This is a genomic window from Mycolicibacterium agri, assembly GCF_002553505.1.
Lineage (GTDB): Bacteria > Actinomycetota > Actinomycetes > Mycobacteriales > Mycobacteriaceae > Mycobacterium > Mycobacterium agri.
This window is the reverse complement of record NZ_PDCP01000077.1, coordinates 1-23,660: the sequence shown is the minus strand read 5'-3', so window position 1 is coordinate 23,660 and position 23,660 is coordinate 1. Positions and strand designations below refer to the sequence as shown.

Sequence of the window (23,660 nt, the reverse complement as noted above, 5' to 3'; positions counted from 1 at the left end):
GGTCTGACTGAACACACGCGCCACAGAGCGCTTTGAGGCACCCCGCCCCCAAAGCCACTAATTCAGCAGGCTCCTAGCTCGCCCCGCACCGGCCGCGCCGCTAGCCCCCCGCCCGCAATAGCCCCGCCGATAGTGCATCTGGCGACGCTTTCGCCCCGAAAACCGTCGCTGGTTGCACAAACCAGCGGGAGTTAGGCGGCCTCCAGCGGGATCGTGACGTCGAGCGTGGTGCCCTCACCCGGCGGGCTGGATAAGTCGATGCGCCCGCCGATGGCCTCCACGCGGTCGATGAGCCCGATGAGACCCGACCCGTTGGTGGGGTCGGCGCCGCCGTCGCCGTCGTCGCGAATCGTCATGCGCAGGCGGGTGTCGTCGACCGAGGCGCTCACCGTCACCTCGGAGGCATGGGCATGGCGGGCCACATTCGTCAACGACTCGGCCACAACGTAATACGCGGCCGCCTCGACCGGCTCGGGCAGCCGCCCGGTGAGCGAAAGATTCAGCTCGACCGGTACCGCGGAGCGGCGCGCGACGGCCTTCAGCGCGGGCCCGAGACCACCCTTCGACAGCACCGCGGGGTGCAGCCCGCGGGAGATCTCCCGCAGTTCCTCCGACACGTTGGTCAGCCCTCCGACGATCTGCGAAAGCTGGTCGGCGACGGGGTTGTCGGTCGCCCGCAGCGTCGCCTCGGCGGCGCGCAGTTCGAGGCCCAGCGACAGCAGCCGCTGCTGGGCGCCGTCGTGCAGGTTGCGTTCCAGCCTGCGGCGCGCGCTGTCGGCGGCGGTGACGATCCTGGCCCGCGACGCGGCCAGTTCGGAGCGGGCCTGCGCGTTGGCGATGGCGGTCGCGACCAGGTCGGTGAAATCCGCCACGCGGGCGGCGGTGTCGGGCGGCAACGCGCGGTTCTCGCGGGTGCCGACGAGCGCGGCGCCCCAGATCCGGCCGTGCACGACGATCGGCACGCCGACGACCGAGTTCAGCCCCAGTTCGGCGGCGCGGGCGCCGCGGGGGCCGCCGGGATCCATCCGCGCCGGGCGTCCGGTCAGATACACCTCCTTGGCGACGCCGCCATGCCCCAGCGGGAACCGGTCGCTCAAATGCATCGCCCGCGGCTCGTCGTGATAGCCGATCAGAAGCAGGTGCCCGTCGGGCTCGAAGCGCACCAGCGCCGAGTGCGGCAGCCCGAGCTGGGCGGCGAGCTCCTCGGCGACCGCGGCGAACACCTCGGCCGGGCTGCTCGCTTCGGCCACCAGCGTGGCGACCCGGCGCAGCGCGGCCTGCTGCTCGGCGAGCACCCGCAGCTCCTCGCGGCTCTGCTCGGCCTCGCGGCGGCGAAGCTCGGCCTCGGCGGCGCGCAGCCTGGCCTGTCCGACAAGGAGATTGGCCAGCAACGCGACCGGGACGAAGATGACGATCGCGGCCCAGTCCTGCTTCTCCGTCGGGACGAAGCCGTCGTGGCCGAGGTGGAACGACATGTAGACCGCCGCGCTGACCACCGTCGTCGTCAACGCCAGCCCGAACCCCCAGCCCGCCGACACCACCAGCACGCCCAGCAGGAACAGCGCGCCGAAGGCGCCGCCCGGTGCCAGCCGTTCGAGCACCGACACCAGCACCGTCTCGAGAGTGATCAACACCGCGGCGACCGCGATGCCCAGCCACAGCGGCGGGGATTTCGGCCGCAGCACCCACGACACCATGCGGGACCGCGGACCGGGCTTAGAAGATGGCGCCTTCGCCGACGCCTTGGTGCTCACACCGGCCGTTCACATCTGCGGGGCGAGCGGCATATCCATGTCGAACACCCGGGCATGCAGCACTGTGCGATTGCGCAGGGCGGCCCGCACCGCACGGTGCAGCCCATCCTCGAGATAGATGACGCCACGCCACCGCACGGCATGGGGGAACAGGTCTCCGTAGAAGGTGGAGTCCTCGGAAAGCAGGCGGTCCAGCTGGAGCACGGTCGTGGTGGTCACCAGCTCGTCGAGGCGGATCTGCCGCGGCGGAATCTTTGACCACTGCCGATGGGTCAGCCCGTGATTGGGGTATGGCTTGCCATCGAGGACGCCTTTGAAGATCACCTGCCCGACGCCCTTCGTGATGCGGTGCGCGGCGATGGCTTCACCCAGACCGAAACCATGATCGAAAGGCTAACCCGAACCGATCCGCCACGCGAACCCTCAGCGAAGCGTTGTTGCTGTTGATAACCGTAAAATGGTTCTCGATTGGAGGTGAGGACATGGGTAGCGCTGACGAACGTCGGTTCGAAGTGTTGCGCGCAATCGTCGCCGACTTCGTCGCCACCAAGGAGCCGATCGGGTCGCAGACCCTCGTCGAGCGGCACAACCTCGGTGTGTCGAGCGCGACCGTCCGCAACGACATGGCCGTGCTGGAGGCGGAGGGCTACATCACCCAGCCGCACACCAGCTCGGGGCGGGTGCCGACGGAGAAGGGCTACCGCGAATTCGTCGACCGGCTCGATGACATCAAGCCACTGTCGGCCGCCGAGCGGTCCGCGATCCTGAAGTTCCTCGAGTCCGGCGTCGATCTCGATGACGTGCTGCGACGCGCTGTGCGGCTGCTGGCGCAGCTGACCCGTCAGGTCGCCGTCGTGCAGTACCCGACGCTGACGACGTCCACTGTCCGCCATCTCGAAGTGGTGCAGCTGACCCCGGCCAAGCTTCTGCTGGTGGTGATCACCGACACCGGCCGTGTCGATCAGCGCATCGTCGAACTCGGTGACGTCATCGACGAACACGAGGTCGGCAAGCTGCGCGAGTTGCTCGGCAAGGCGCTGGTCGGCAAGCAGCTGTCGGCCGCGTCGGTCGCGGTCAGCGACCTGGCCGCGCAGATGGACGGCACAGGAGGCCTCGGCGACGCAGTGGGCCGTTCGGCCACCGTCCTGCTGGAGTCGCTGGTCGAGCACACCGAGGAGCGGTTGCTGCTCGGCGGCACCGCCAACCTCACCCGCAACACCGCCGACTTCGGCGGCTCGCTGCGCTCGGTGCTGGAAGCACTTGAAGAGCAGGTGGTGGTGCTGCGGTTGCTGGCCGCCCAACAGGAGGCGGGCAAGGTGACCGTGCGCATCGGCCACGAGACCGAAGCCGAGGAAATGGCGTCGACGTCGGTGGTCACGACCGCATACGGCAGTATGGGCAAGGTCTACGGCGGCATGGGTGTGCTCGGACCCACACGAATGGACTATCCGGGAACTATCGCCAACGTCGCCGCAGTTGCGATGTATATAGGTGAAGTCTTAGGCAGCCGCTGATTTACCGCATTCGCGGTACGGGAAGGTTTGGGGAGTGGCACGCGACTACTACGGTCTGCTCGGAGTGAGCAAGGGCGCGAGTGATGCCGAGATCAAGCGCGCCTACCGCAGGCTAGCCCGCGAGTTGCATCCCGACGTCAACCCGGATCCGGCAGCGCGGGAGCGATTCCAGGAGATCAGCGCCGCCTACGAGGTGCTCAGCGACCCCGAGAAGCGACGCATCGTCGACCTCGGCGGCGACCCGCTGGAGTCCGGCAGCGGCGCAGCGGGCAACGGTTTCGCCGGCTTCGGCGGCCTCGGCGACGTGTTCGAGGCGTTCTTCGGCGGCGGCACCACATCGCGTGGCCCGATTGGGCGCGTCCGGCCCGGCTCCGACTCGCTGCTGCGCATGCGCCTCGACCTGGAGGAGTGCGCGACCGGGGTGACCAAGCAGGTCACCGTCGACACCGCGGTGCTCTGCGACATGTGTCACGGCAAGGGCACCCAGGGCAATTCCCGGCCGACCACCTGCGACACCTGCCGCGGCCAGGGTGAGATCCAGACCGTGCAGCGCTCGCTGCTCGGGCAGGTGATGACGTCACGGCCGTGCCCCGTGTGCGGCGGGGTCGGCGAGGTCATCCTCGACCCGTGCCACCGTTGTGGCGGCGACGGCCGCGTGCGGGCCCGGCGCGATATCAGCGTCAAGATCCCGGCGGGCGTCGGCGACGGCATGCGCGTTCGGTTGGCCGCCCAGGGCGAGGTGGGCCCCGGCGGCGGACCTGCCGGCGACCTGTACGTCGAGGTGCACGAGAAGCCGCATGACATATTCGTCCGTGACGGCGACGACCTGCACTGCACCATCTCGGTGCCGATGGTCGACGCGGCGTTGGGCACCACCGTCGTGATCGACGCGATCCTCGACGGCCCCACGGAGATCACCATCCCGCCCGGCACCCAGCCGGGGGAGGTGCTGACGCTGCGCGGGCACGGCATGCCGCATCTGCGGTCCGGGGTGCGCGGCGATCTGCACGCCCACATCGAGGTGGTGGTCCCGTCGCGGCTGGACCATCACGACGTGGAGCTGTTGCGCAAGTTCAAGGAGCGCCGCGACCGCGACGTCGCCGAGGTGAAGTCCACGCAGACCGGCGCCGCGAGCGGCGGACTGTTCAGCAGGCTGCGCGAGACGTTCACCGGCCGCTGACCCCCGCATGTCCGCGGCGCTGTTCTACGTCGACGCGATTCCGGCGGTCGGCGAATTGGCCCTGGTCGACGGCGACGAGGGTTTCCACGCCGCCACCGTGCGGCGCATCCGGCCGGGGGAGAAGCTCGACCTCAGCGACGGCGCAGGCACCATGGCGCACTGCGTGATCGAGGACACCGGCAAGGCGCGCCTGTCGGCGCGGGTGCTGGAGCGCTGGACTGTCGACCCGCAGGCTCCGCCGGTCACCGTCGTGCAGGCGCTGCCCAAATCTGACCGTTCCGAACTGGCCATCGAGTTGGCCACCGAAGCCGGCGCCGACGCCTTCATTGCCTGGCAGGCCGCCCGCTGCGTGGCCCGCTGGGACGGCGGCCGGGCCGACAAGGGGCTGCGGCGGTGGCGTGCGGTTGCCCGGGCGGCGGCACGCCAGTCCCGACGGCCGCACATCCCGACCGTCTCCGGTGTCGTGACGACCGACGAACTGGTCGCCTCGGTGCGCGACGCGGTCGCCGCTGGGACGACGGTGTTGGTGCTGCACCAGTCAGCAGCCGCGCCGCTGCCGAAGTCGGCTCTGGCACAGGCGAATTCGCTCATGTTAGTGGTGGGTCCGGAAGGCGGCATCGCCGACGACGAGGTCGCCGCCCTCGCGGAAGCCGGGGCGCAGCCGGCGCGGCTCGGACCGACTGTGCTGCGGACCTCGACCGCGGCGGCGGTCGCGCTCGGCGCGCTCGGTGTGTTGACCCCGCGCTGGGCCTGACCGCGCACTGATCGGCCACGCGCAGTCGATGCCGACATGAATCAGCTCGATCTGCTTATGCCGCAAAGGATTGCGCAGTTCGGGCCGATGATCGAGACGACACCTTCTACCGGCCGCCGGAGGTGCTCGGCACGCCCGACTTCCAGCGGGGCATGCGAAGCTTCTTCTCGGCTTCTTCTCGCCGGGCGGCAAAGCGGTAAGAGTGATCATCGCCCACTGCGGCGATCCGGTTACGCCGGAAGGGCTTTCGCGTGTCGAGCCGACCAAGAAGGCGGCCATCGAGGCGGTCAAGGCCACTCGCTGGAGGACGCCAAGATCTCACTCGGCGGCACGGCGGCGACTTTCAAGGACTTGGCCGAAACTCCTACTAACGACCTGCTGGTGGTATCGCGGTTCAAGGAGGAGAATCCCCGGAGGCTTGAAGACCAGCATCATCCTTGCGACGGCGGCACGGGCAGATGGGCACCACCATCGGCCTCGGGCCGTTGTTCGACACGCTGGTGGTGCGCTCGTTCATGACGCCGTCGCTGGCTACGCTGCTGGGCCGGTGGTTCTGGCGGCCGATGAACGTGCCCACCTGGCCGCCCCGGCCGAAGCCGGCCACCGCCGACGTCGTCGCTGGTTAAACATTTCCGGCGGGTCGGTGACCAGCGCTAAACTGGACAGTCAATACCGTCCATACCGGCAAGAACCCCAGAAAGCAGGCAGAAAACCCCACGTGACGCCCAGCGAGACCAACGCTGACGCGGATTTGCCCGTCCGCAGCAGCATCAATGTTCCGCCCGACCTCGTCGTGGGCCTGCTTGGTTCCGCCGACGAGAATCTGCGTGCCCTCGAGCGCCTGCTGGCCGCCGACATCCATGCGCGCGGCAACGCCCTCACCCTGTCCGGCGAACCGGCCGACGTGGCCCTGGCCGAGCGGGTGATCTCTGAACTGATCGCGATCGTAGGCAGTGGCCAGGCCCTGTCCCCGGACGTGATGCGGCACAGTGTCGCGATGCTGACCGGCGCCGAGGGCGAGTCACCCGCCGAGGTGCTCACCCTCGACATCCTGTCGCGCCGCGGCAACACGATCCGGCCGAAGACGCTGAACCAGAAGCGATATGTGGACGCCATCGATGCGCACACGATCGTGTTCGGCATCGGGCCCGCGGGCACCGGCAAGACTTATCTGGCGATGGCCAAAGCGGTCAGCGCGTTGCAGACCAAGCAGGTGTCCCGGATCATCCTGACCCGGCCCGCGGTGGAAGCCGGTGAGCGGCTTGGCTTTCTGCCCGGCACGCTCTCGGAGAAGATCGACCCGTACCTGCGGCCGCTCTACGACGCGCTGCACGACATGATGGACCCCGAGCTGATTCCGAAGCTGATGAGCGCCGGGGTGATCGAGGTAGCTCCGCTGGCGTACATGCGCGGCCGCACACTCAACGATGCATTCATCATCCTCGACGAGGCGCAGAACACCACCGGTGAGCAGATGAAGATGTTCCTCACCCGGCTGGGATTCGGCTCGAAAATGGTTGTCACCGGCGACGTCACGCAGATCGACCTGCCCGGCGGCGCCAACTCCGGTCTGCGCGCGGCAGTGCAGATCCTCGACGACGTCGAAGACATCCACATCGCAGAACTCACAAGCGCCGACGTGGTGCGCCATCGGCTGGTCTCCGAAATCGTGGACGCCTACGCCAAATTCGAAGAGCCCGGGCTGATGAACCGGGCGCAGCGCCGTGCCGCGGGCAACCACCGGTCGCGACGATAAGCGGGGCGGTCCATGAGTATTGAGGTTTCCAACGAATCGGGCCTCGACGTCTCCGAAGAGGAACTCGTCAGCGTCGCGCGCTTCGTCATCAAGAAGATGAATGTCCATCCGGCGGCGGAGCTTTCGATGGTCCTGCTCGACACCGCCGCGATGGCCGACCTGCACATGCGGTGGATGGACCTACCGGGCCCCACCGACGTGATGAGCTTTCCGATGGACGAACTGGAGCCCGGCGGACGCCCCGACGCGCCGGAGCCGGGCCCGGCGATGCTCGGCGACATCGTGCTGTGCCCGCAGTTCGCCGCCGAGCAGGCCGAACGCGCGGGCCACACCCTGGGCCAGGAACTCGCGCTGTTGACCGTGCACGGCGTGCTGCACCTGCTGGGCTACGACCACGCCGAGCCCGACGAAGAGAAAGAGATGTTCGCGTTGCAACGCCAACTGCTCGAGGAGTGGGTGGCCGATCAGGTCGAGGCTTACCACCAGGACCGTCAGACCGAGAAGGACCGGCGGCTGCTGGACAAGTCTCGCTACTTCGACGAGCCGTGACCGGCATAGGTTCGCTGCTCGGAGCGATCGCGTTGATCTGCTTCGGCGGCCTGTTCGCGGCCATCGACGCCGCGATCAGCACGGTGTCGATCGCCCGTGTCGAGGAAATGGTGCGCGACGAGCGGCCCGGTGCCGTGCGGTTGGCGCGCGTCGTCAACGAGCGGCCGCGTTACATCAATCTCGTTGTGCTGCTGCGGATCACGTGCGAGATCACCGCCACCGCGCTGCTGGTCGACTATCTCTACGAGCATCTCGGCCTGGACTGGGGGCTGATCGCCGCGGCCGCGATCATGGTCGTCGTCAGCTTCGTGGTCATCGGCGTGGGGCCCCGAACGCTGGGCAGGCAGAACGCCTACACGATCGCACTGGTGTCGGCCGTTCCGCTGCAGGCGATTTCGGTGCTGCTGACGCCGATCAGCCGGCTTTTGGTGTTGCTCGGCAACGCGCTGACGCCCGGCCGCGGCTTCCGCAACGGGCCGTTCGCCTCCGAGATCGAGCTGCGCGAGGTCGTCGACCTGGCGCAGCAGAGCGGCGTGGTGGCCGACGACGAACGCCGGATGATCCAGTCGGTGTTCGAGCTGGGCGACACACCGGCGCGCGAGGTGATGGTGCCGCGCACCGAGATGGTGTGGATCGAAAGCGACAAGACGGCGGGGCAGGCGACGTCGCTGGCGGTGCGCAGCGGGCACTCGCGCATCCCGGTGATCGGCGAGAACGTCGACGACATCGTCGGCGTGGTGTATCTGAAGGACCTCGTCGAGCGAACCTATTACTCGAAGAAGGGCGGCAGCGACACCAAGGTGTCGGAGGTCATGCGGCCCGCGGTGTTCGTGCCCGACTCCAAGCCGCTGGACGAACTGCTGCGCGAGATGCAGCGCGACCGCAACCACATGGCGCTGCTGGTCGACGAATACGGGGCGATCGCGGGCCTGGTCACCATCGAGGACGTGCTCGAGGAGATCGTCGGCGAGATCAACGACGAATACGACCAGGACGAGGTGGCTCCGGTGGAGGATCTGGGCGACAAGCGGTATCGCGTGTCTGCGCGTCTGTCCATCGAAGATCTCGGCGAGCTCTACGGCATCGAGTTCGACGAGGATCTCGACGTCGACACCGTCGGTGGCTTGTTGGCGCTGGAGTTGGGCCGCGTCCCGCTGCCCGGTGCCGAGGTGACCTGGGACGGGCTGCGGCTGCGCGCCGAAGGTGGCCGAGACCATCGCGGACGCGTGCGAATCGGCACCGTGCTGGTCAGTCCGACCGAGCCCGAGCAGAAAGGCGACGATGACTGAGCTGGACGCGGAGGACGCCAAGCTGGTGGTGCTGGCCCGCGGCGCGATGGGGCGCGCCGAGGCGGGCAGCGGCGCCGCCGTCCGCGACTCCGACGGCCGCACGTATGCCGGTGCGCCGGTCGCGCTTGACTCCCTGACGCTGACCGCGCTGCAGGCCGCCGTCGCCGCCGCGGTGTCGAGCGGCGCCCGCGGCTTGGAGGCGGCCGTGGTGGTCGGCGGCTCGGCCGACGACGCAGGCGTCGCGGCGGTACACGAGCTTTCTGCCGACGCCAAGATCATCGTCACCGACCGGTCGGGCAACCCGCTGTGAGCGAATTCCGTTCGGGCTTCGTCTGTTTCGTCGGCAGGCCGAACACCGGCAAGTCGACGTTGATGAATGCGATGGTCGGCAGCAAGGTGGCGATCACCTCTAACCGCCCGCAGACCACGCGGCACACCATCCGCGGCATCGTGCACCGCGACGACTTTCAGATCGTCATCGTCGACACCCCCGGCCTGCACCGGCCCCGCACGCTGCTGGGTCAGCGGCTCAACGACCTGGTCAAGGGCACCTACTCGGAGGTCGACGTCATCGGGCTGTGCATCCCCGCCGACGAGAAGATCGGGCCGGGGGACCGGTGGATCTACGAGCAGATTCGCGCCATCGCACCCAAGACCACGCTGGTGGCGATCGTCACCAAGATCGACAAGGTGTCCAAGGAACGGGTGGCCGCGCAGCTGGTGGCGGTCAGCGAGCTCGTCGGCCCCGAGACCGAGATCGTGCCCGTGTCGGCGACCACCGGGCAGCAGGTCGATGTGCTGATCGACGTGCTGGCCGCCCAGCTGCCGCCCGGCCCGGCGTTCTACCCGGAGGGCGAGCTGACCGACGAGCCCGAGGAGACGCTGATGGCCGAGCTGATCCGCGAGGCCGCGCTCGAAGGCGTGCGCGACGAGCTGCCGCACTCGCTGGCCGTCGTCATCGACGAGGTCAGCCCGCGGGAAGGTCGCGACGACCTCATCGACGTGCACGCCATCCTCTATGTCGAACGCGACAGCCAGAAGGGCATCGTCATCGGCAAGGGCGGCGCCAGGCTGCGCGAGGTGGGCACCGCCGCGCGCATGCAGATCGAACGACTGCTCGGCACCAAGGTCTATCTCGACCTACGCGTCAAGGTCGCCAAGAACTGGCAGCGCGACCCCAAACAGCTTGGCCGCCTCGGCTTCTGATTCCGCGATTTCGGCGCGCTAACGTGCGCTGAGCGCCGTTTAGCGCGCCGAAATCGCTAGCACGGCGGGCTAAGCGGACCCAGGTTTATGCTGCAGAGTGGGTTCTGCGGTGGCGGCGCGGCCGGGGCCGGGGCGTTGGCCTGTTTGCGTGATGCCGCTGCGGCGTTGTCGCTCTTCATCTGAGTCCGGAAGGCGGGCGTCACGCAGACCACGTCGCCGTCGAACGCCTCGCGCCAGACGAAACCCTGCTGACACGACTCCGGGCCGTAGGCGCCTTTCGGATCCTTGTTGGCCCCGCGATTCGCGTTCTGCTGCGCGACCGTGTCCCGCGTCGCCGGTGTGACACACACGGTGTCGCCGGGGCGGGCATTGCGCCAGACATAGCCCTGGATGCAGGTGTCCGGGCCGTAGGGCAGTGGATCAGCTTGCGCGGGCACCGCGAACGCCACGGGAATCATGGCAATCGCCGCAACCAGTGGCGGCATAGTCGGGTAGTTCGCCTTGGCGGTCATCGGGTTCCTTCCGTCGGCTATCCAGTGGCAAGCTGGCTGCTCGCGGAAAGAACGTATGCAGACGCGCGCGTGGTTAGCGCGAGTAGTCAGCTACTTCAATCTGGACCAGTGAAGTGAAATTTCGTGGGAAAACGAGAGAGTTTCCCAAGAAAAAGCAAATTTCTAGATATCGAGCCACCAGGGCTCGGGCTGCTTGGCCACCCAGCCGCTGACGGCCTCGAGCTCGGCCGCCAGTGAGATCAGCAGCGGCTCGCTTTCGGCCGGACCCATCAATTGCACGCCGATCGGCAGGCCGTCCGACGTGAATCCGGCGGGCACGCTGATCGACGGCCAGCCCAACAGGTTCCACGGCCACGTCGCCGGGCAGGCGCGGATCATCGCCCGGTCGGTGGACAGACCGCCACGCTTGTCGAAGTGCTCCACCCGCGGCGGCGGCAGCGCGGTCGTCGGCGCCAGGATCACGTCGGCGATATTGAAGATGTAGCCGATGCGGCGCTGCGCGGCGGCCTCCTTGGCGCGGGCCTTGCGCAGCACGTTCTCCGACAGCAGCCGGCCGAGTCGCAGGTTGGCGCGCGTGCGTTTGTCGAGTTCGACGTCATGGCCCAGCCGGTCCACCCAGTCGATCAGCCCGGCCGTCGAGCGTGACAGAAAATTCCACGACATCCCGACGGTGTAGTCGGGGTCGGCGTCGACGAGCGTGTGCCCGAGCGCGGTGAGTTGCTCGGCGACGGCGTTGAGCGCACCGGCGATCTCCGGATGCAGCCGCGGCCGAAAGAAGTTGTAGGGGAACCGTGTGGTCACCGCGATGGTGAGGGGGCCGGGCGCGCGGCCGACGGCCTCGGCGGCCTGAATCGGCGCCGGCTTGTGCGGGTCGCTGTCGACGTTGCCCTGCGCGGCGTCGAGCAGCAACGCCGCGTCCATCACCGTGCGGGCCAGGACGCCGTTGACGGTGATGCCGTTGAACGGCTCACGCAGCGGCCAGGTCGAGATGCGGCCGCGCTGCGGCTTGATGCCGACCAGATGCGTCCACGCCGCGGGAATCCGGACGCTGCCCGCGCCGTCGGATCCGATCGCCGCGGTGACCAGGCCAGCGGCCACCGCCGCGGCGCTACCGCCGGAGGAGCCGCCCGGAGTGTGATTGCGCGACCACGGGTTTCGGGTATGGCCGAACGCCGGCCCGCTGGTGAACGGCCACTGACCCAGCTCGCAGGTGTTCGTCTTGCCGACGATGATCGCGCCCGCGGTGCGCAGTCGGCGCACCACCTCCGCGTCGGCGGTGGCCGGTCGCACCCGGCCCGCCGTGCCGAACATCGTCGGCACACCGGCGACGTCGACGTCGTCCTTCACCGCGATCGGGATTCCCAGTAGCGGCGCGCGATGTCCGGCGGCGCGCCTGCGGTCCGCCTTGGCCGCATCGGCGAGCGCCTGCTGGCGAAGCACCACCCGAAACGCGTTGAGGGTGGGCTGGCTGGCCTCGATGGCGTCCAGCGAGCGCTGGACCAACTCGACCGATGTCACGCTTCCGCTGGCCAGTTGATAGAGCAGGTCGGTCAGGGTGGGAAGAGGGGCGTTTCGGGCGGACAGGGCGGAGGACAGAGGAGGCGCAGCCATCAATGTCGAGGATATCCGGCGCCGCCTACCGGCCCTGTCGCCGCACGGTGCGAGACTGAACCGATGCGCCTCTATCGGGATCGGGCGGTGGTGCTTCGTCAGCACAAGCTCGGCGAGGCCGACCGGATCGTCACCCTGCTCACCCGCGAGCACGGGCTGGTCCGCGCTGTCGCCAAGGGCGTGCGGCGCACCCGCAGCAAGTTCGGCTCGCGGCTAGAGCCGTTCGCGCACATCGACGTTCAGCTGCACCGCGGCCGCAACCTCGACATCGTCACCCAGGTGCAGGCCATCGACGCGTTCGCCGCCGACATCGTCAACGACTACGGCCGCTACACCTGCGCGTGCGCCATGCTGGAGACCGCGGAGCGGCTGGCGGGTGAGGAACGCGCCCCGGTGCCCGCGCTGCACCGGCTGACCGTCGGCGCGCTGCGGGCGGTGGCCGACGGCAACAGGCCGTGGGAACTGGTGCTCGACGCCTATCTGCTGCGGGCGATGGGGATCGCCGGTTGGGCGCCCGCGCTCAACGAATGCGCCCGCTGCGCCGCGCCGGGCCCGCATCGCGCGTTTCACATCGCCGCGGGCGGCAGCGTGTGCGTGCACTGTCGGCCGTCCGGGTCGGTGACGCCGCCGCAGGCCGTGCTGGATCTGATGTCGGCGCTCTACGACGGCGACTGGGACGCCGCGCAGGCCTCGCAGCAGTCGCACCGCAATCAGGCCAGCGGACTGGTGGCCGCCCATCTGCAGTGGCATCTCGAACGTCAGCTCCGGACATTGCCGCTGGTCGAGCGGGTGTACCGGGTCGATCGCGCGGTCGCCGAACACCGCGTCTCCCTGTTCGGGCAGGATGTCACCCGTGGTAGTGAAAAGGAAGGGACAGGGGGCGTCGACCGATACCCACCCCCAGCTGCCTCCGGCGCCTGACGACTATCCGACCTTTCCCGACAAGTCGACCTGGCCGGTGGTGTTTCCGGACCTGCCGCCGCGCACCAACGGCAGGTTTGCCCGTCCGCCGCAACACACCTCGAAGGCCGCCGCACCCAAGATTCCCGCCGACCAGGTGCCCCACCACGTCGCCGTCGTCATGGACGGCAACGGGCGCTGGGCCACGCAGCGCGGACTGCACCGCACCGAAGGCCACAAGATGGGCGAGGCGGTGCTCATCGACATCACTTGCGGCGCCATCGAAATCGGCATCAAGCATCTGACCGTCTACGCGTTCTCCACCGAGAACTGGAAGCGCAGCACCGAAGAGGTCCGCTTCCTGATGGGCTTCAACCGCGAAGTCGTGCGGCGGCGCAGGGAGAACCTCAACGACATGGGCGTGCGGATGCGGTGGGTCGGCTCGCGGCCCCGTATGTGGCGCAGCGTCATCAAGGAGTTCGACATCGCCGAGAAGATGACGGTCGGCAACGACGTCATCACCATCAACTACTGCGTGAACTACGGCGGCCGCACCGAAATCGTCGAGGCCGCAAGGGCATTGGCGCAGGAGGCCGCCGACGGCAAGATCAACCCGAAGCGGATCACCGAGGCGACGTTCGCCAAGCATCTGCACCGCGCCGACATCCCCGATGTCGACCTGTTCATCAGGACGTCGGGGGAGCAGCGCGCGAGCAACTTCCTGCTGTGGCAGGCGGCCTACGCCGAGTTCGTCTTCCAGGACAAGCTGTGGCCGGACTACGACCGCCGTGATCTGTGGGCGGCCTGCGAGGAGTACGTCAACCGCAATCGACGCTTCGGCAGGGCGTGATGGATCTCGTTGAGCGGTTGTGCACAGTGCTCGACGGGGTGCTGGAGTACGAGCAGGAGGACGACGGCGCCCTGACCGTCCACCATGAGCACACGTTCGCGTCGCTGCGGGTGGTGACGATCAGCGAGGGCCTGGACATGGTGGCGCTGACGCAGATCTTGGCGTGGGATTTGGTGCTGGACAACGCGATTCGCGACAGGGTTTCGCAACTGGCGCACGACACGGTGCTGGGCACAGTGTCGCTGGCCGAGCAGGTGGCCGGCGGCGGCCGCGCCGATGTGACGCTGCGCTACAACTTCCCGGCCTCGGGCCTGAGCGACGAGGCGTTGCAGACGCTGATCGTGATGGTGCTCACCGCGGGCGCCGACGTGCGTCGCGCGCTGGCCGGCTAGTCACGCGCGCTGGCCGGCTAGTCAGTTGTCGCGGCGTACCGACGTGCAGTCGCCGCAGACGCCGAAGATCTCGATTGTGTGGCTGACGTCGGAGAAGCCGTGCGCGCGGGCGACTTCGGCGGCCCAGGTTTCGGCTTGTCCGCCATCGACTTCGACCGTGCAGCCGCACACCCGGCACACCAGGTGATGGTGGTGCTGCTCGGAGCATTGCCGGTACACCGATTCGCCGGTGTCGGTCCGCAAGGTGTCGACCAGGCCGGCGGCGGCCATCGACTGCAGTGTGCGATACACCGTCGTCAACCCGATGCCCTCGCCGCGTCGGCGCAGTTCGTCGTGCAGTTCCTGCGCGGAGCGGAAGTCGTCGACGTTTTGCAGCAGCGCCGAGATCGCCGCCCGCTGCCGGGTGGCGCGCACGCCGGGCGTGCCGGTGGTGCTCCTCGGGCTGCTCACCTGCTGTCCTCACCGGCGTGGGTGACCGCCGCGACGACGATGTGCGCGAGGTGGTTGTCGACGAGGTGGTAGAGCACTTCGCGGCCCGAGCGTTCGCCGGCGACGACTCCGGCGGCCTTGAGGATGCGCAGGTGCTGGCTGACCAGCGGCTGCGGCACGCCGAGCGCGTCGACGAGTTCGTGCACGCAGCGGGCGGACTCGCGTAGCTGCAGCACCAACGCGATTCGGACGGGCGCGGCGAGGGCGCGCAGCAGATCACCCGCGGTGTCGAGCACCTCGCGCGACGGCAGAGCGGGCAGCGGCGCGGCGCTGTGCTGGTGGTGCTCGTCGACCTGCGAGGCTGCCGGCGAGACTTCCGTAGCGGCGGGCGAGGCCGTCGGCGAGACTTCCGTAGCGGCCTCCGACGTAGCCTCCGACGAGAAGGTGGAAACGGTTTTCATTATGTTGGCCACGATACATGCACGATCACGCATGTCAACGGCGCCGACGCGGCTTCATCGCTCATCGTTACGCTGTTGACCCGTGGCTCCGTCTCCCTCGATCATCGACACCGTTGCGAACCTGGCCAAGCGCCGCGGTTTGGTGTACCAGTCCGGCGAAATCTACGGCGGCACCAGGTCCGCCTGGGACTTCGGGCCTTTGGGCGTCGAGCTCAAGGAGAACATCAAGCGGCAGTGGTGGCGCGCCGTGGTCACCAGCCGCGACGACGTCGTCGGCCTGGACAGCGCGATCATCCTGCCGCGCGAGGTGTGGGTGGCCTCCGGGCACGTCGACGTGTTCCACGACCCGCTGGTGGAATGCCTGAACTGCCACAAGCGCCATCGGCAGGACCACCTGCAGGAGGCCTACGCCGAGAAGAAGGGCATCGACGACCCGGAGTCGGTGCCGATGACCGAGATCTCCTGCCCGGACTGCGGCACCAAGGGCCGATGGACCGAGCCGCGCGATTTCAACATGATGCTCAAGACCTACCTCGGCCCGATCGAGACCGAGGAGGGCCTGCACTATCTGCGGCCCGAGACCGCGCAGGGAATCTTCGTCAACTTCGCCAACGTCGTGACCACGGCGCGCAAGAAGCCGCCGTTCGGCATCGGCCAGATCGGCAAGAGCTTCCGCAACGAGATCACCCCCGGCAACTTCATCTTCCGCACCCGCGAGTTCGAGCAGATGGAGATGGAGTTCTTCGTCGAGCCACCGACAGCGCCCGAGTGGCACCAGTACTGGATCGACACCCGGCTGGAGTGGTACATCGACCTCGGCATCGCCCGCGATAACCTGCGGCTCTACGAGCATCCCAAGGACAAGCTGTCGCACTACTCGGACCGCACCGTCGACATCGAGTACAAGTTCGGTTTCCAGGGCAACCCGTGGGGCGAGCTGGAAGGTGTCGCCAACCGCACCGACTTCGACTTGTCAACGCACTCAAAGCATTCCGGCGTCGACCTGTCGTTCTACGACCAGGCCACCGACACCCGGTACGTGCCGTATGTGATCGAACCCGCAGCCGGGCTGACGCGGTCGTTCATGGCGTTTCTCATCGACGCCTACGCCGAGGACGAGGCGCCCAACGCCAAGGGCGGCGTCGACAAGCGTACGGTGCTGCGGCTGGATCCGCGGCTGGCGCCGGTCAAGGCGGCGGTGCTGCCGCTGTCGCGCAATGAGGCGCTGTCACCCAAGGCGCGTGACCTGGCTGCGGAGTTGCGCAAGTGCTGGAACGTCGAATTCGACGACGCCGGCGCGATCGGCCGCCGCTATCGCCGCCAGGACGAGATCGGCACCCCCTTCTGCGTCACCGTCGACTTCGACACGCTCGAGGACAACGCCGTCACGGTCCGCGAGCGCGACGCGATGACGCAGGAGCGCATCGGCATCGACTCGGTGGCCGACTATTTGGCGGGCCGCCTCAAAGGCTGCTAGCCGCACATCCCCGCGAGCCCCTTCCCTTTGGCGCGAGCAGCCCCTCCCTTTGGCGCGAGCCACCCTCTGCCGCGAGCCACCCTTTGGCGCGAGCCACCCTTTGGCGCGACCGTGCGTGTCTGCGGGCGACACGCCGGTGAAATTCGGGAGTTTGCGCACGCTCACCCAGGAGTTTGCGCACCCTCGCACCTCGGCCCTGTTATCCCCAGTCGCCGCTTCATCCACAGGCCGACCTTCGTGACCACCGCCAGCGGCAGCCGTGACTGACGATCATCGGCATGGCGGGCGATATCGCGACACTGTTCGACGCGCAGGGCGGCGTGGCCACCACAGGACAATTGCTCGGCCACCTCAGCAGAAGTCGGCTCGAAATCGGCATCCGTGACGGCGAATTCATCAAGGTCTGGCCCGGCGTCTACAGCCGCGACGAGCCCGACAATTTCACCCGGTTGGCCGGGCTGGACTTGCGCGCAGGTGAGCCCGTTGCAATCTGTCTGGCGACCGCGGCCAGAGCATTTGGATTCGATACGGAAGACGTCGTCGACCTCCATGTGCTCAATCCGATCGGCCATCAACTGCGTAATTCCGATGGCCTCGTTGTGCATCGCCGCGAGGGTGCGCCCCTGACTCAGGTCGAGGGGCGGCCCGCCACGACGCCGGCGTGGACGGCAATCGAGGTGGCCCGAAGCTTGCGTCGGCCGCGCGCCCTTGCGACGTTGGACGCCGCGCTGCGCAGTGGCACCTGTGATCGCCGACAGTTGTACGCCGTTGCGGCTCAACATTTTGGTAGACGCGGGATTGTGCAAGTGCGCGAACTGATTCCGTTGGCCGACGGACTTGCGGAATCGCCGATGGAGAGTGAGGCGCGGTTGGTGATGCTCGACGGTCGATTGCCGCCGCCCGTGCTGCAATACGAGATCGTCGACCGCAACGGCCGGACGTGGCGGGTCGATTTCGCGTGGCCCGAACGCATGGTGGCGGTCGAATACGACGGATTCGATTGGCACAGTTCGCAAGAGAAGTTTCGGCTCGACCGGCAGAAGCGCGCCGCGCTTCACGAGGTCGGTTGGACCGTCGGGTCGATTGTGTTCGACGATGTGCGATATCGGCCAGCGGACATGGTGCGGCGCATCGAATTTGACCTGATGCGCGCGGCGTGAGTGCGCGCACTGTCCCGCGAGAACGCGCAAACTGTCGCGCGCACCCGCGGCGTGAGCGTGCACAATCTCCCGCGTGAGCGTGCGCAAACTCCCGAATTCGATCGGCGTGTCGCCTGCAGACACGCACGCTCGCCGGAAGCGGAAACGAGCTAGAAGCGGCCGCCGCCGCCGAACATTCCGCCGCCGCCCGAGCCGCCGAATGAGCCCGGGCTGAAACCACCGCCTCCGCCGAATCCGCCGAATCCGCCGCGCATTCCGCCGCTGAGGATGTTGCCGATCAGGATGCCGCCGATGACGGCGCCCATGTTGCCGCCACCGCCGCCCCCGCCGTAGGGCCCCATGTACGAGCGCTGAGCGTTCTGCACATCGGCATTGGCCAGGCTCTGCGCCTGCGACGCCAGCATCGCGGCGCCGTTGGCGTGCGCGATCGCCTCCGCGGGGTCAGTCGATCGCTTGGCCTCCGCGGCGCCGAGGTGCCGGACAGCCTCGGCCAGCCGGGTACGCGCCTCGGGGCCGACGATACCGCGGCGGGTGTCGATGTAGTCCGACACCGCCCGCACCCGCGAACGGGCCGCGAACAGCGCCTCATCGACGGCGCGGGCCAGCCGTTCGGCCGCCTCGCGCTCCTTCTCGACGGCGGCGAGCAGCCGGTCGAGGTCGGCGTCGGCCTTGGTCAGTTCGGTGAACGCGCCCAGCGGGTCGACGGCGCCGGTGCGCTGGGCGGTCGCCACCGCGGCGGCTGCAGCGTCGCGCGCCTCGCTCAGCTGCGCCGCCTGCGGCACGTCGCCCTCCTTCAGCAGCTCGGTGGCCTGCTTGATCCCGTTCTGAATGTCTTCGATCGCGGCGGGCAGTGTGGCGGCCGCTTGACGGATGTCGCTGGCCGCGCTGTCCACTGCGTCCAGCAGCGAGCGCGCCTGCGCCAGCGAGGATTCGGCTGCGCGCACGCATTCGACCAGTTCGCTCTGTTGGCCCGCCACCGGACGGTTCGCCAGTTCGCGGCCGCGGGTGATGTGCTCGTCGGCGAACTTCAGCAGGTCTCTGGCCGCATCGACGTTGTCGCTCACCGAAGTCAGTGCGGCAGCGTCGAATTCGTTGTGCAGCTCGGCGAGCTTCTGCTGTGACGGTTCCAGCCGCGCGGTGATCTCGACGACCTGCTGGGTCATCCCGGCCAGCCGGGCCGGCGCGTCGATGACCAGGTCTCGCAGCTTGGCGAACGCTTCACGGCGGGCCTCCAGCTCGCGGTCGGCCTTGGCCGCGGCGACCACCACGCGGGTCAACAGATCGCGCCGCTGCGCCGGGGTCTCCGGAATGGCGTCGTCGAGCTGCTGGCGCACATTGAACGCCTGCGCCAGCGTGGTTTTCGCGTTGCTGACCGCCCGCATGAACGGCTCGGTGTCCTTCTCGCCGAATTCCTCCTGCGCAAGCTCGAGCTCGTGCTCGCTGGTGCGCACCGCGTTGTCGACGGCAACGACCATCGAGCGGGACAGGTCGTCGAGAGCATCGAGCGACAGCGCCGCCAACGCCCGCGGATCCGTCGGGTCGACCCGGCGCGCCGCTGCTAACTCGGCTTCCCGGCGCTTGCGGCGCCTGCGCCGCTGCCACAACACGAGCGCGAGGACCGCCAGACCGATCACTGCGAGCGCGATCAGCACACCGGTCCATGACATGCCTCCGCCCCCAGCAGGCCCCTCGGCGAGGCCGTTAGCGGCCGCCATCGCCGCACCGGCCCAGTCGTTTTGCCGCAGCGCCGGCTCAATCTGGTTGCGCCGCAAGTTCTCCACATCGCGAGAGCTCAGGTCGGTGGCGCTTTCGGGCACGAGGAAGGCATACGCCCGGTCGACGGTCGCGACCGCCAGCAGGGCGTCGTAGGAGCCCAGGTCGCTGACCCGCATGGTGTTGCGTCCCCACGTCTCCGACGACTGGCCGGAGAACGAGTCGACGTAGACCACCCACAGCCGCGTCTTGCGCTCGGCGTACAGCTTGTCGATCGCCGACGTCACTTCGGCGCGCTGCGCGCTGTTGAGCACGCCCGCGTTGTCGGTGACCTGGCCGGGCAGCCGGAACGGCGGTTCGGCCGACGCCGACGGCGCCACCAGCGCACCCACGGTCAGAAAAGCGAGGACCAGGCTGAGCAGGCGAGCGATGCGCATGTTTGCCAATGTAATGGGCGAGCCGCGCGAGGTAGCCTGCGCGGCCCAACAGTCCTGGCAGACTGTGCGTCGGTGGCCATGAACAACGACCCGTACAACGAGTTCGACCGGCAGCGGCTGGTGGTCGAACCGCCGAAGGGTAGCGCGCTGCCGGGGACCGACTCCGAGCACCGCACCGACTTCGCCCGCGACAGGGCCAGGGTGCTGCACTGCGCCGCCCTGCGCCGCCTCGCCGACAAGACACAGGTCGTCGGGCCGCGACAGGGCGACACCCCGCGCACCCGGCTGACCCACTCCTTGGAGGTCGCGCAGATCGGCCGCGGCATGGCGATCGGGCTTGGCTGCGACCCCGACCTCGTCGACATGGCCGGGCTCGCGCACGACATCGGCCATCCGCCGTACGGGCACAACGGTGAACGCGCGCTCAACGAGATCGCCGCCGAGTCAGGCGGGTTCGAGGGCAACGCGCAGAACTTCAGGATCCTGACGCGGCTGGAGCCCAAAGTCGCCGACGCAGAAGGCATCAGCGCGGGGCTCAACCTCACGCGAGCCGCGCTGGATGCAGTCACGAAATATCCGTGGCAGCGCAGCCGCGAGCGCGGCAAGTTCGGTTTCTACGCCGACGACGCGGTCGCCGCCGACTGGATGCGCGAGGGGGCGCCGCCGTTCCGGCCCTGCCTGGAGGCTCAGGTGATGGACTGGGCCGACGACGTCGCGTATTCGGTGCACGACGTCGAGGACGGCGTCGTGTCGGGCCGTATCGACATGCGGGTGCTTGCCGACGACGACGCGGCCGCCGAGCTGGGCCGGCTGGGTGAGTCGAGCGGCATGGGCGGCGGACTGTCCGCCGACGAGCTGGTGTCGGCGGCGCGGCGGCTGTCCGAACTGCCTGTGGTCGCCGCCGTCGGCAAGTACGACGCCACCCTCGCCGCTTCGGTGGCATTGAAGAAGCTGACAAGCGAGCTCGTCGGGCGGTTCGCGTCGGCGGCCATCGCGGCCACCCGTGCCGAAGCCGGGCCCGGCCCGCTCGTGCGCTACGCCGTCGACCTGAAGGTGCCCACCCTGGTCCGCGCCGAGGTGGCGGTGCTGAAGGTGCTGGCGCTGCAATTCATCATGTCCGACCCGCGTCACCTCGAACTGCAGGCCCGTCAGCGCGAACGCATTGAGCGGGTCGCGCATTGGTTGTTGGCGGGCGCTCCGGCGACGCTGGACCCGATTTTCGTGCCTGCCTTCAACGCCGCCGCCGACGACGGCCAACGGCTGCGGGTGATCATCGACCAGATCGCGTCGTTCACCGAAGGCCGGTTGGAGCGGCTGGAGCCCGCTCTAGACTGAGTCGGTGAGCGGTCCGGTGGGAAGGAGCGATGCGACGCGGGGTCGGGGGAGGATTCCTGATCGCGATATCGCGGCCATACGTGAACGCGTGCGCATCGAAGACGTCGTCGGTGACTACGTCCAACTGCGCCGCGCGGGCGCCGACTCGCTGAAGGGGCTGTGTCCCTTTCACGACGAAAAAACTCCGTCCTTTCACGTCCGGCCCAACCACGGCCACTTCCACTGCTTCGGCTGCGGCGAGGGCGGCGACGTATACGCCTTCGTGCAGAAGATCGAGCACGTCAACTTCGTCGAGGCGGTCGAACTGCTCGCCGACCGCGTCGGCTACACCGTCACCTACACCGGCGCGGCGACCAGCGTGCAGCGTGACCGCGGCAGCCGAAGCCGGTTGCTGGCCGCCAACGCCGCCGCCCAGGAGTTCTACGCCCAGGCGCTGCAGTCCGATGAGGCCGCACCGGCCCGTCAGTACCTGCTTGACCGCAACTTCGACCCCGAGATCACGGCGCGGTTCGGCTGCGGCTACGCGCCGTCGGGCTGGGACACGTTGACAAAACACCTGCTGCGCAAGGGTTTTGAGTTCAAGGAACTGGAAGCGGCGGGTCTGTCGCGGGAGGGTCGACGCGGCCCGATGGACCGCTTCCACCGCAGGCTGCTGTGGCCGATCCGGGTGTCCAGCGGCGAGGTCATCGGCTTCGGCGCCCGCAGGCTGTTCGACGACGACCAGAACCAGGCCAAGTACGTCAACACCCCCGAGACCGTCCTGTACAGAAAGTCGGCGGTGCTGTTCGGGCTCGACCACGCCAAACGCGACATCGCCAAGGGGCATCAGGCCGTCGTCGTCGAGGGCTACACCGACGTGATGGCGATGCACGCGGCGGGAGTGACGACGGCGGTGGCGTCGTGCGGCACCGCGTTCGGCGACGAGCACCTCGCGATGCTGCGGCGACTCATGATGGACGACAACTTCTTTCGCGGCGAGCTCATCTACGTGTTCGACGGCGACGCGGCCGGGCGCGCGGCCGCTGTCAAGGCGTTCGACGGCGAACAGAACCTCGCCGGACAGTCGTTCGTCGCGGTGGCCTCCGACGGCATGGATCCCTGCGATCTGCGGCTGAAATTCGGTGACGGCGCGCTGCGTGATCTGGTGGCGCGGCGAACGCCGTTGTTCGAGTTCGCGATTCGCACCGCACTCGCCGACCACGATCTCGACAACGCCGAGGGCCGCGTGGCCGCGCTACGGCGGTGCGTGCCGATGGTGGCCCGCATCAAGGACCCGACGCTGCGCGACGAGTACGCGCGCCAACTCGCCGGCTGGGTCGGCTGGGACGACGTCGCCCAAGTCGTGGGCAGGGTTCGCGAGCAGGCCAAAGGCGGTGGCCGGGCGGCGGCGCAGGGCGGCCGGGGTGGGCGAGCCAGACCGGCCACGACGGTGGAGCGGCCCGATCCGCGCGATCCGACGCTGTGGCCGCAACGTGAGGCGCTGAAGGCGGCGCTGCAATACCCTGCGCTGGCCGGACCCGTGTTCGACGCGTTGACCCCCGAGACGTTCACCCATCCGGGATATGCGGCGGTCCGCGCCGCGATCGCCGCCGCGGGCGGCGCCTCGGCGGGTGTGTCCGGGGCGGAATGGATCGACAAGGTGCGCCAGCACACGGCGGCAGACGCCGCCGCGAGCCTGGTCAACGAGCTCGGCGTGGAGTCGATCAAGGTCGACGACGACGAGCGGCTGCCGCGCTACATCAGCGGGGTGCTGGCCCGGCTGCAGGAGGTGGCGGTCGGCCGCCAGATCGCCGAGGTCAAGTCGAAGTTGCAGCGCATGTCGCCGGTGGAGCAGGGCGACGAATATCACGCCCTGTTCGGCGACCTGGTCGCGATGGAGGCCTACCGCCGCAGCCTGCTCGAACAGGCCAGCGGCGACGACCTTACTGCGTAACCCGTCGCCGCACGTTATGGTGTAGACGCCCTGGGCCCACTGGTGAAAGGCAATGAGGTGGCTTCGAAGATGACCCGTCGGCTGGTCGCCGTCAGCGCATTCGCGGTTGCCGCCGCGGCCGGACCGGCGTTTGCCGCGTCCCTGGCCTCGACTCCCGAGCCGCAGATCTCGCAGGCCTATCCCGGCCAGTGCCTCGCCTGGTTCGGCAACCAGGAGGACGGCAAGTGCCTGGGCTACTCGAACGGCTCACCGATCATCGCCGGAACGCCTGACTTCGGCTACCTCGGCCCCAACAACGGCGGTCTCGGCGTGACCACCGGCCCGCTGCTGCCCGGCCAGACGTTCACCGGCGGCATCAACTAACAGCGCGACTAGACGGTATGGAGGCGACTTGAGGCCGAAGGCCTCGGGCTGCAATCGGACGTGGGTTGTCGATGGCGGGTGAACA

23 protein-coding genes and 1 pseudogene are annotated in these 23,660 nt (G+C 68.5%); 17 read left to right on the top strand and 7 right to left on the bottom strand.

Annotated features, from left to right (window positions below; translation table 11 throughout):
- Positions 1–191: 191 nt before the first annotated feature.
- Positions 192–1,697 carry a GAF domain-containing sensor histidine kinase gene (locus tag CQY20_RS27315; RefSeq protein ID WP_097943436.1) on the bottom strand — a complete coding sequence of 502 codons (1,506 nt, stop codon included), beginning with the start codon at positions 1,695–1,697 and terminating at the stop codon, positions 192–194.
- A gap of 66 nt (positions 1,698–1,763) precedes the next feature.
- Complete coding sequence (locus CQY20_RS27310) at positions 1,764–2,078, bottom strand: type II toxin-antitoxin system VapB family antitoxin (protein WP_097943434.1); 315 nt, start codon at positions 2,076–2,078, stop codon at positions 1,764–1,766.
- Positions 2,079–2,236: 158 nt separating this feature from the next.
- Between CQY20_RS27310 and hrcA the strand changes: the two genes are divergently transcribed.
- From hrcA to era, 9 genes and pseudogenes are all read left to right on the top strand, one after another.
- Positions 2,237–3,268: a heat-inducible transcriptional repressor HrcA gene (hrcA, locus tag CQY20_RS27305; protein WP_097943432.1), complete on the top strand. Its 1,032-nt coding sequence runs from the start codon at positions 2,237–2,239 to the stop codon at positions 3,266–3,268.
- A gap of 34 nt (positions 3,269–3,302) precedes the next feature.
- Positions 3,303–4,448 (top strand): molecular chaperone DnaJ, encoded by a 1,146-nt coding sequence (gene dnaJ / locus CQY20_RS27300; protein ID WP_097943430.1) that lies wholly within the window; start codon positions 3,303–3,305, stop codon positions 4,446–4,448.
- 7 nt (positions 4,449–4,455) lie between these two features.
- Positions 4,456–5,202, top strand: coding sequence for a 16S rRNA (uracil(1498)-N(3))-methyltransferase (locus CQY20_RS27295; RefSeq protein ID WP_097943428.1), 747 nt, complete (start codon positions 4,456–4,458; stop codon positions 5,200–5,202).
- 95 nt (positions 5,203–5,297) lie between these two features.
- Positions 5,298–5,828 (top strand): annotated as a pseudogene (locus CQY20_RS35245) (MMPL family transporter); the annotation flags it as partial.
- Between the two features lie 92 nt (positions 5,829–5,920).
- Positions 5,921–6,958: a PhoH family protein gene (locus tag CQY20_RS27285; RefSeq protein WP_097943424.1), complete on the top strand. Its 1,038-nt coding sequence runs from the start codon at positions 5,921–5,923 to the stop codon at positions 6,956–6,958.
- 12 nt (positions 6,959–6,970) lie between these two features.
- A complete protein-coding gene (gene ybeY, locus CQY20_RS27280; protein ID WP_097943422.1) occupies positions 6,971–7,507 on the top strand; it encodes an rRNA maturation RNase YbeY in 537 nt (178 codons plus the stop codon).
- The gene (locus CQY20_RS27275; protein WP_097943420.1) at positions 7,504–8,796 is read left to right on the top strand and encodes a hemolysin family protein; all 1,293 of its coding nucleotides are present in this window, start codon (positions 7,504–7,506) and stop codon (positions 8,794–8,796) included. The genes ybeY and CQY20_RS27275 overlap by 4 nt, the downstream gene beginning before the upstream one ends.
- Positions 8,789–9,106: a cytidine deaminase-like protein gene (locus tag CQY20_RS27270; RefSeq protein WP_097943418.1), complete on the top strand. Its 318-nt coding sequence runs from the start codon at positions 8,789–8,791 to the stop codon at positions 9,104–9,106. The genes CQY20_RS27275 and CQY20_RS27270 overlap by 8 nt, the downstream gene beginning before the upstream one ends.
- Positions 9,103–10,002 carry a GTPase Era gene (era, locus tag CQY20_RS27265; RefSeq protein WP_097943416.1) on the top strand — a complete coding sequence of 300 codons (900 nt, stop codon included), beginning with the start codon at positions 9,103–9,105 and terminating at the stop codon, positions 10,000–10,002. Before CQY20_RS27270 ends, era begins: the two co-directional genes overlap by 4 nt.
- 56 nt (positions 10,003–10,058) lie before the next feature.
- Here era and CQY20_RS27260 read toward each other — a convergent pair whose 3' ends face one another.
- A complete protein-coding gene (locus CQY20_RS27260; RefSeq protein ID WP_234816440.1) occupies positions 10,059–10,514 on the bottom strand; it encodes a hypothetical protein in 456 nt (151 codons plus the stop codon).
- Between the two features lie 162 nt (positions 10,515–10,676).
- Positions 10,677–12,125 carry an amidase gene (locus tag CQY20_RS27255; protein ID WP_097943414.1) on the bottom strand — a complete coding sequence of 483 codons (1,449 nt, stop codon included), beginning with the start codon at positions 12,123–12,125 and terminating at the stop codon, positions 10,677–10,679.
- 63 nt (positions 12,126–12,188) lie between these two features.
- Here CQY20_RS27255 and recO point away from each other — a divergent pair, with 63 nt between their 5' ends.
- Genes recO through CQY20_RS27240 form a run of 3 tightly spaced genes read left to right on the top strand, consistent with a single transcriptional unit; the run spans position 12,189 to position 14,267 of the window.
- A complete protein-coding gene (gene recO / locus CQY20_RS27250; protein WP_097943412.1) occupies positions 12,189–13,046 on the top strand; it encodes a DNA repair protein RecO in 858 nt (285 codons plus the stop codon).
- Entirely contained in the window at positions 12,970–13,875 is a 906-nt protein-coding gene (locus CQY20_RS27245) for a decaprenyl diphosphate synthase (protein WP_097943410.1), read from the top strand. The genes recO and CQY20_RS27245 overlap by 77 nt, the downstream gene beginning before the upstream one ends.
- Entirely contained in the window at positions 13,875–14,267 is a 393-nt protein-coding gene (locus CQY20_RS27240) for a hypothetical protein (RefSeq protein ID WP_097943408.1), read from the top strand. Before CQY20_RS27245 ends, CQY20_RS27240 begins: the two co-directional genes overlap by 1 nt.
- Positions 14,268–14,288: 21 nt before the next feature.
- On the opposite strand, the gene CQY20_RS27235 is transcribed toward CQY20_RS27240, so the two are convergent.
- Positions 14,289–14,717, bottom strand: coding sequence for a Fur family transcriptional regulator (locus CQY20_RS27235; RefSeq protein ID WP_165789304.1), 429 nt, complete (start codon positions 14,715–14,717; stop codon positions 14,289–14,291).
- Complete coding sequence (locus tag CQY20_RS27230) at positions 14,714–15,157, bottom strand: ArsR/SmtB family transcription factor (protein WP_234816439.1); 444 nt, start codon at positions 15,155–15,157, stop codon at positions 14,714–14,716. The genes CQY20_RS27235 and CQY20_RS27230 overlap by 4 nt, the downstream gene beginning before the upstream one ends.
- 82 nt (positions 15,158–15,239) lie before the next feature.
- On the opposite strand from CQY20_RS27230, the gene CQY20_RS27225 reads away from it, so the two are divergent.
- Both CQY20_RS27225 and CQY20_RS27220 read left to right on the top strand, forming a co-directional pair.
- Positions 15,240–16,634: a glycine--tRNA ligase gene (locus CQY20_RS27225; protein WP_097943406.1), complete on the top strand. Its 1,395-nt coding sequence runs from the start codon at positions 15,240–15,242 to the stop codon at positions 16,632–16,634.
- Positions 16,635–16,912: 278 nt separating this feature from the next.
- Positions 16,913–17,794 (top strand): type IV toxin-antitoxin system AbiEi family antitoxin, encoded by an 882-nt coding sequence (locus tag CQY20_RS27220; protein WP_097943404.1) that lies wholly within the window; start codon positions 16,913–16,915, stop codon positions 17,792–17,794.
- A gap of 149 nt (positions 17,795–17,943) precedes the next feature.
- On the opposite strand, the gene CQY20_RS27215 is transcribed toward CQY20_RS27220, so the two are convergent.
- The gene (locus CQY20_RS27215; RefSeq protein WP_097943402.1) at positions 17,944–19,944 is read right to left on the bottom strand and encodes a TPM domain-containing protein; all 2,001 of its coding nucleotides are present in this window, start codon (positions 19,942–19,944) and stop codon (positions 17,944–17,946) included.
- Between the two features lie 78 nt (positions 19,945–20,022).
- On the opposite strand from CQY20_RS27215, the gene CQY20_RS27210 reads away from it, so the two are divergent.
- The 3 genes from CQY20_RS27210 to CQY20_RS27200 are packed head-to-tail and all read left to right on the top strand — an operon-like array spanning position 20,023 to position 23,575.
- Positions 20,023–21,279 carry a deoxyguanosinetriphosphate triphosphohydrolase gene (locus CQY20_RS27210; RefSeq protein WP_097943400.1) on the top strand — a complete coding sequence of 419 codons (1,257 nt, stop codon included), beginning with the start codon at positions 20,023–20,025 and terminating at the stop codon, positions 21,277–21,279.
- A 16-nt stretch (positions 21,280–21,295) separates the two neighbouring features.
- Positions 21,296–23,212, top strand: a complete 1,917-nt coding sequence (gene dnaG / locus CQY20_RS27205) for a DNA primase (RefSeq protein WP_097943398.1) — start codon at positions 21,296–21,298, stop codon at positions 23,210–23,212.
- Between the two features lie 57 nt (positions 23,213–23,269).
- Positions 23,270–23,575: a DUF7155 family protein gene (locus CQY20_RS27200; protein ID WP_165789303.1), complete on the top strand. Its 306-nt coding sequence runs from the start codon at positions 23,270–23,272 to the stop codon at positions 23,573–23,575.
- Positions 23,576–23,660 lie beyond the last annotated feature (85 nt).

Bases quoted from the DNA above. Each gene is read 5' to 3' on its own strand.
- CQY20_RS27315 (WP_097943436.1), bottom strand. From the start codon at position 1,697: ATGGTGTCGTGGGTGCTGCGGCCGAAATCCCCGCCGCTGTGGCTGGGC.
- hrcA (WP_097943432.1), top strand. From the start codon at position 2,237: ATGGGTAGCGCTGACGAACGTCGGTTCGAAGTGTTGCGCGCAATCGTC.
- CQY20_RS27295 (WP_097943428.1), top strand. From the start codon at position 4,456: ATGTCCGCGGCGCTGTTCTACGTCGACGCGATTCCGGCGGTCGGCGAA.
- ybeY (WP_097943422.1), top strand. From the start codon at position 6,971: ATGAGTATTGAGGTTTCCAACGAATCGGGCCTCGACGTCTCCGAAGAG.
- CQY20_RS27270 (WP_097943418.1), top strand. From the start codon at position 8,789: ATGACTGAGCTGGACGCGGAGGACGCCAAGCTGGTGGTGCTGGCCCGC.
- CQY20_RS27260 (WP_234816440.1), bottom strand. From the start codon at position 10,514: ATGACCGCCAAGGCGAACTACCCGACTATGCCGCCACTGGTTGCGGCG.
- CQY20_RS27255 (WP_097943414.1), bottom strand. From the start codon at position 12,125: ATGGCTGCGCCTCCTCTGTCCTCCGCCCTGTCCGCCCGAAACGCCCCT.
- recO (WP_097943412.1), top strand. From the start codon at position 12,189: ATGCGCCTCTATCGGGATCGGGCGGTGGTGCTTCGTCAGCACAAGCTC.
- CQY20_RS27245 (WP_097943410.1), top strand. From the start codon at position 12,970: ATGTCACCCGTGGTAGTGAAAAGGAAGGGACAGGGGGCGTCGACCGAT.
- CQY20_RS27240 (WP_097943408.1), top strand. From the start codon at position 13,875: ATGGATCTCGTTGAGCGGTTGTGCACAGTGCTCGACGGGGTGCTGGAG.
- CQY20_RS27230 (WP_234816439.1), bottom strand. From the start codon at position 15,157: ATGAAAACCGTTTCCACCTTCTCGTCGGAGGCTACGTCGGAGGCCGCT.
- CQY20_RS27220 (WP_097943404.1), top strand. From the start codon at position 16,913: ATGGCGGGCGATATCGCGACACTGTTCGACGCGCAGGGCGGCGTGGCC.
- CQY20_RS27215 (WP_097943402.1), bottom strand. From the start codon at position 19,944: ATGCGCATCGCTCGCCTGCTCAGCCTGGTCCTCGCTTTTCTGACCGTG.
- CQY20_RS27210 (WP_097943400.1), top strand. From the start codon at position 20,023: ATGAACAACGACCCGTACAACGAGTTCGACCGGCAGCGGCTGGTGGTC.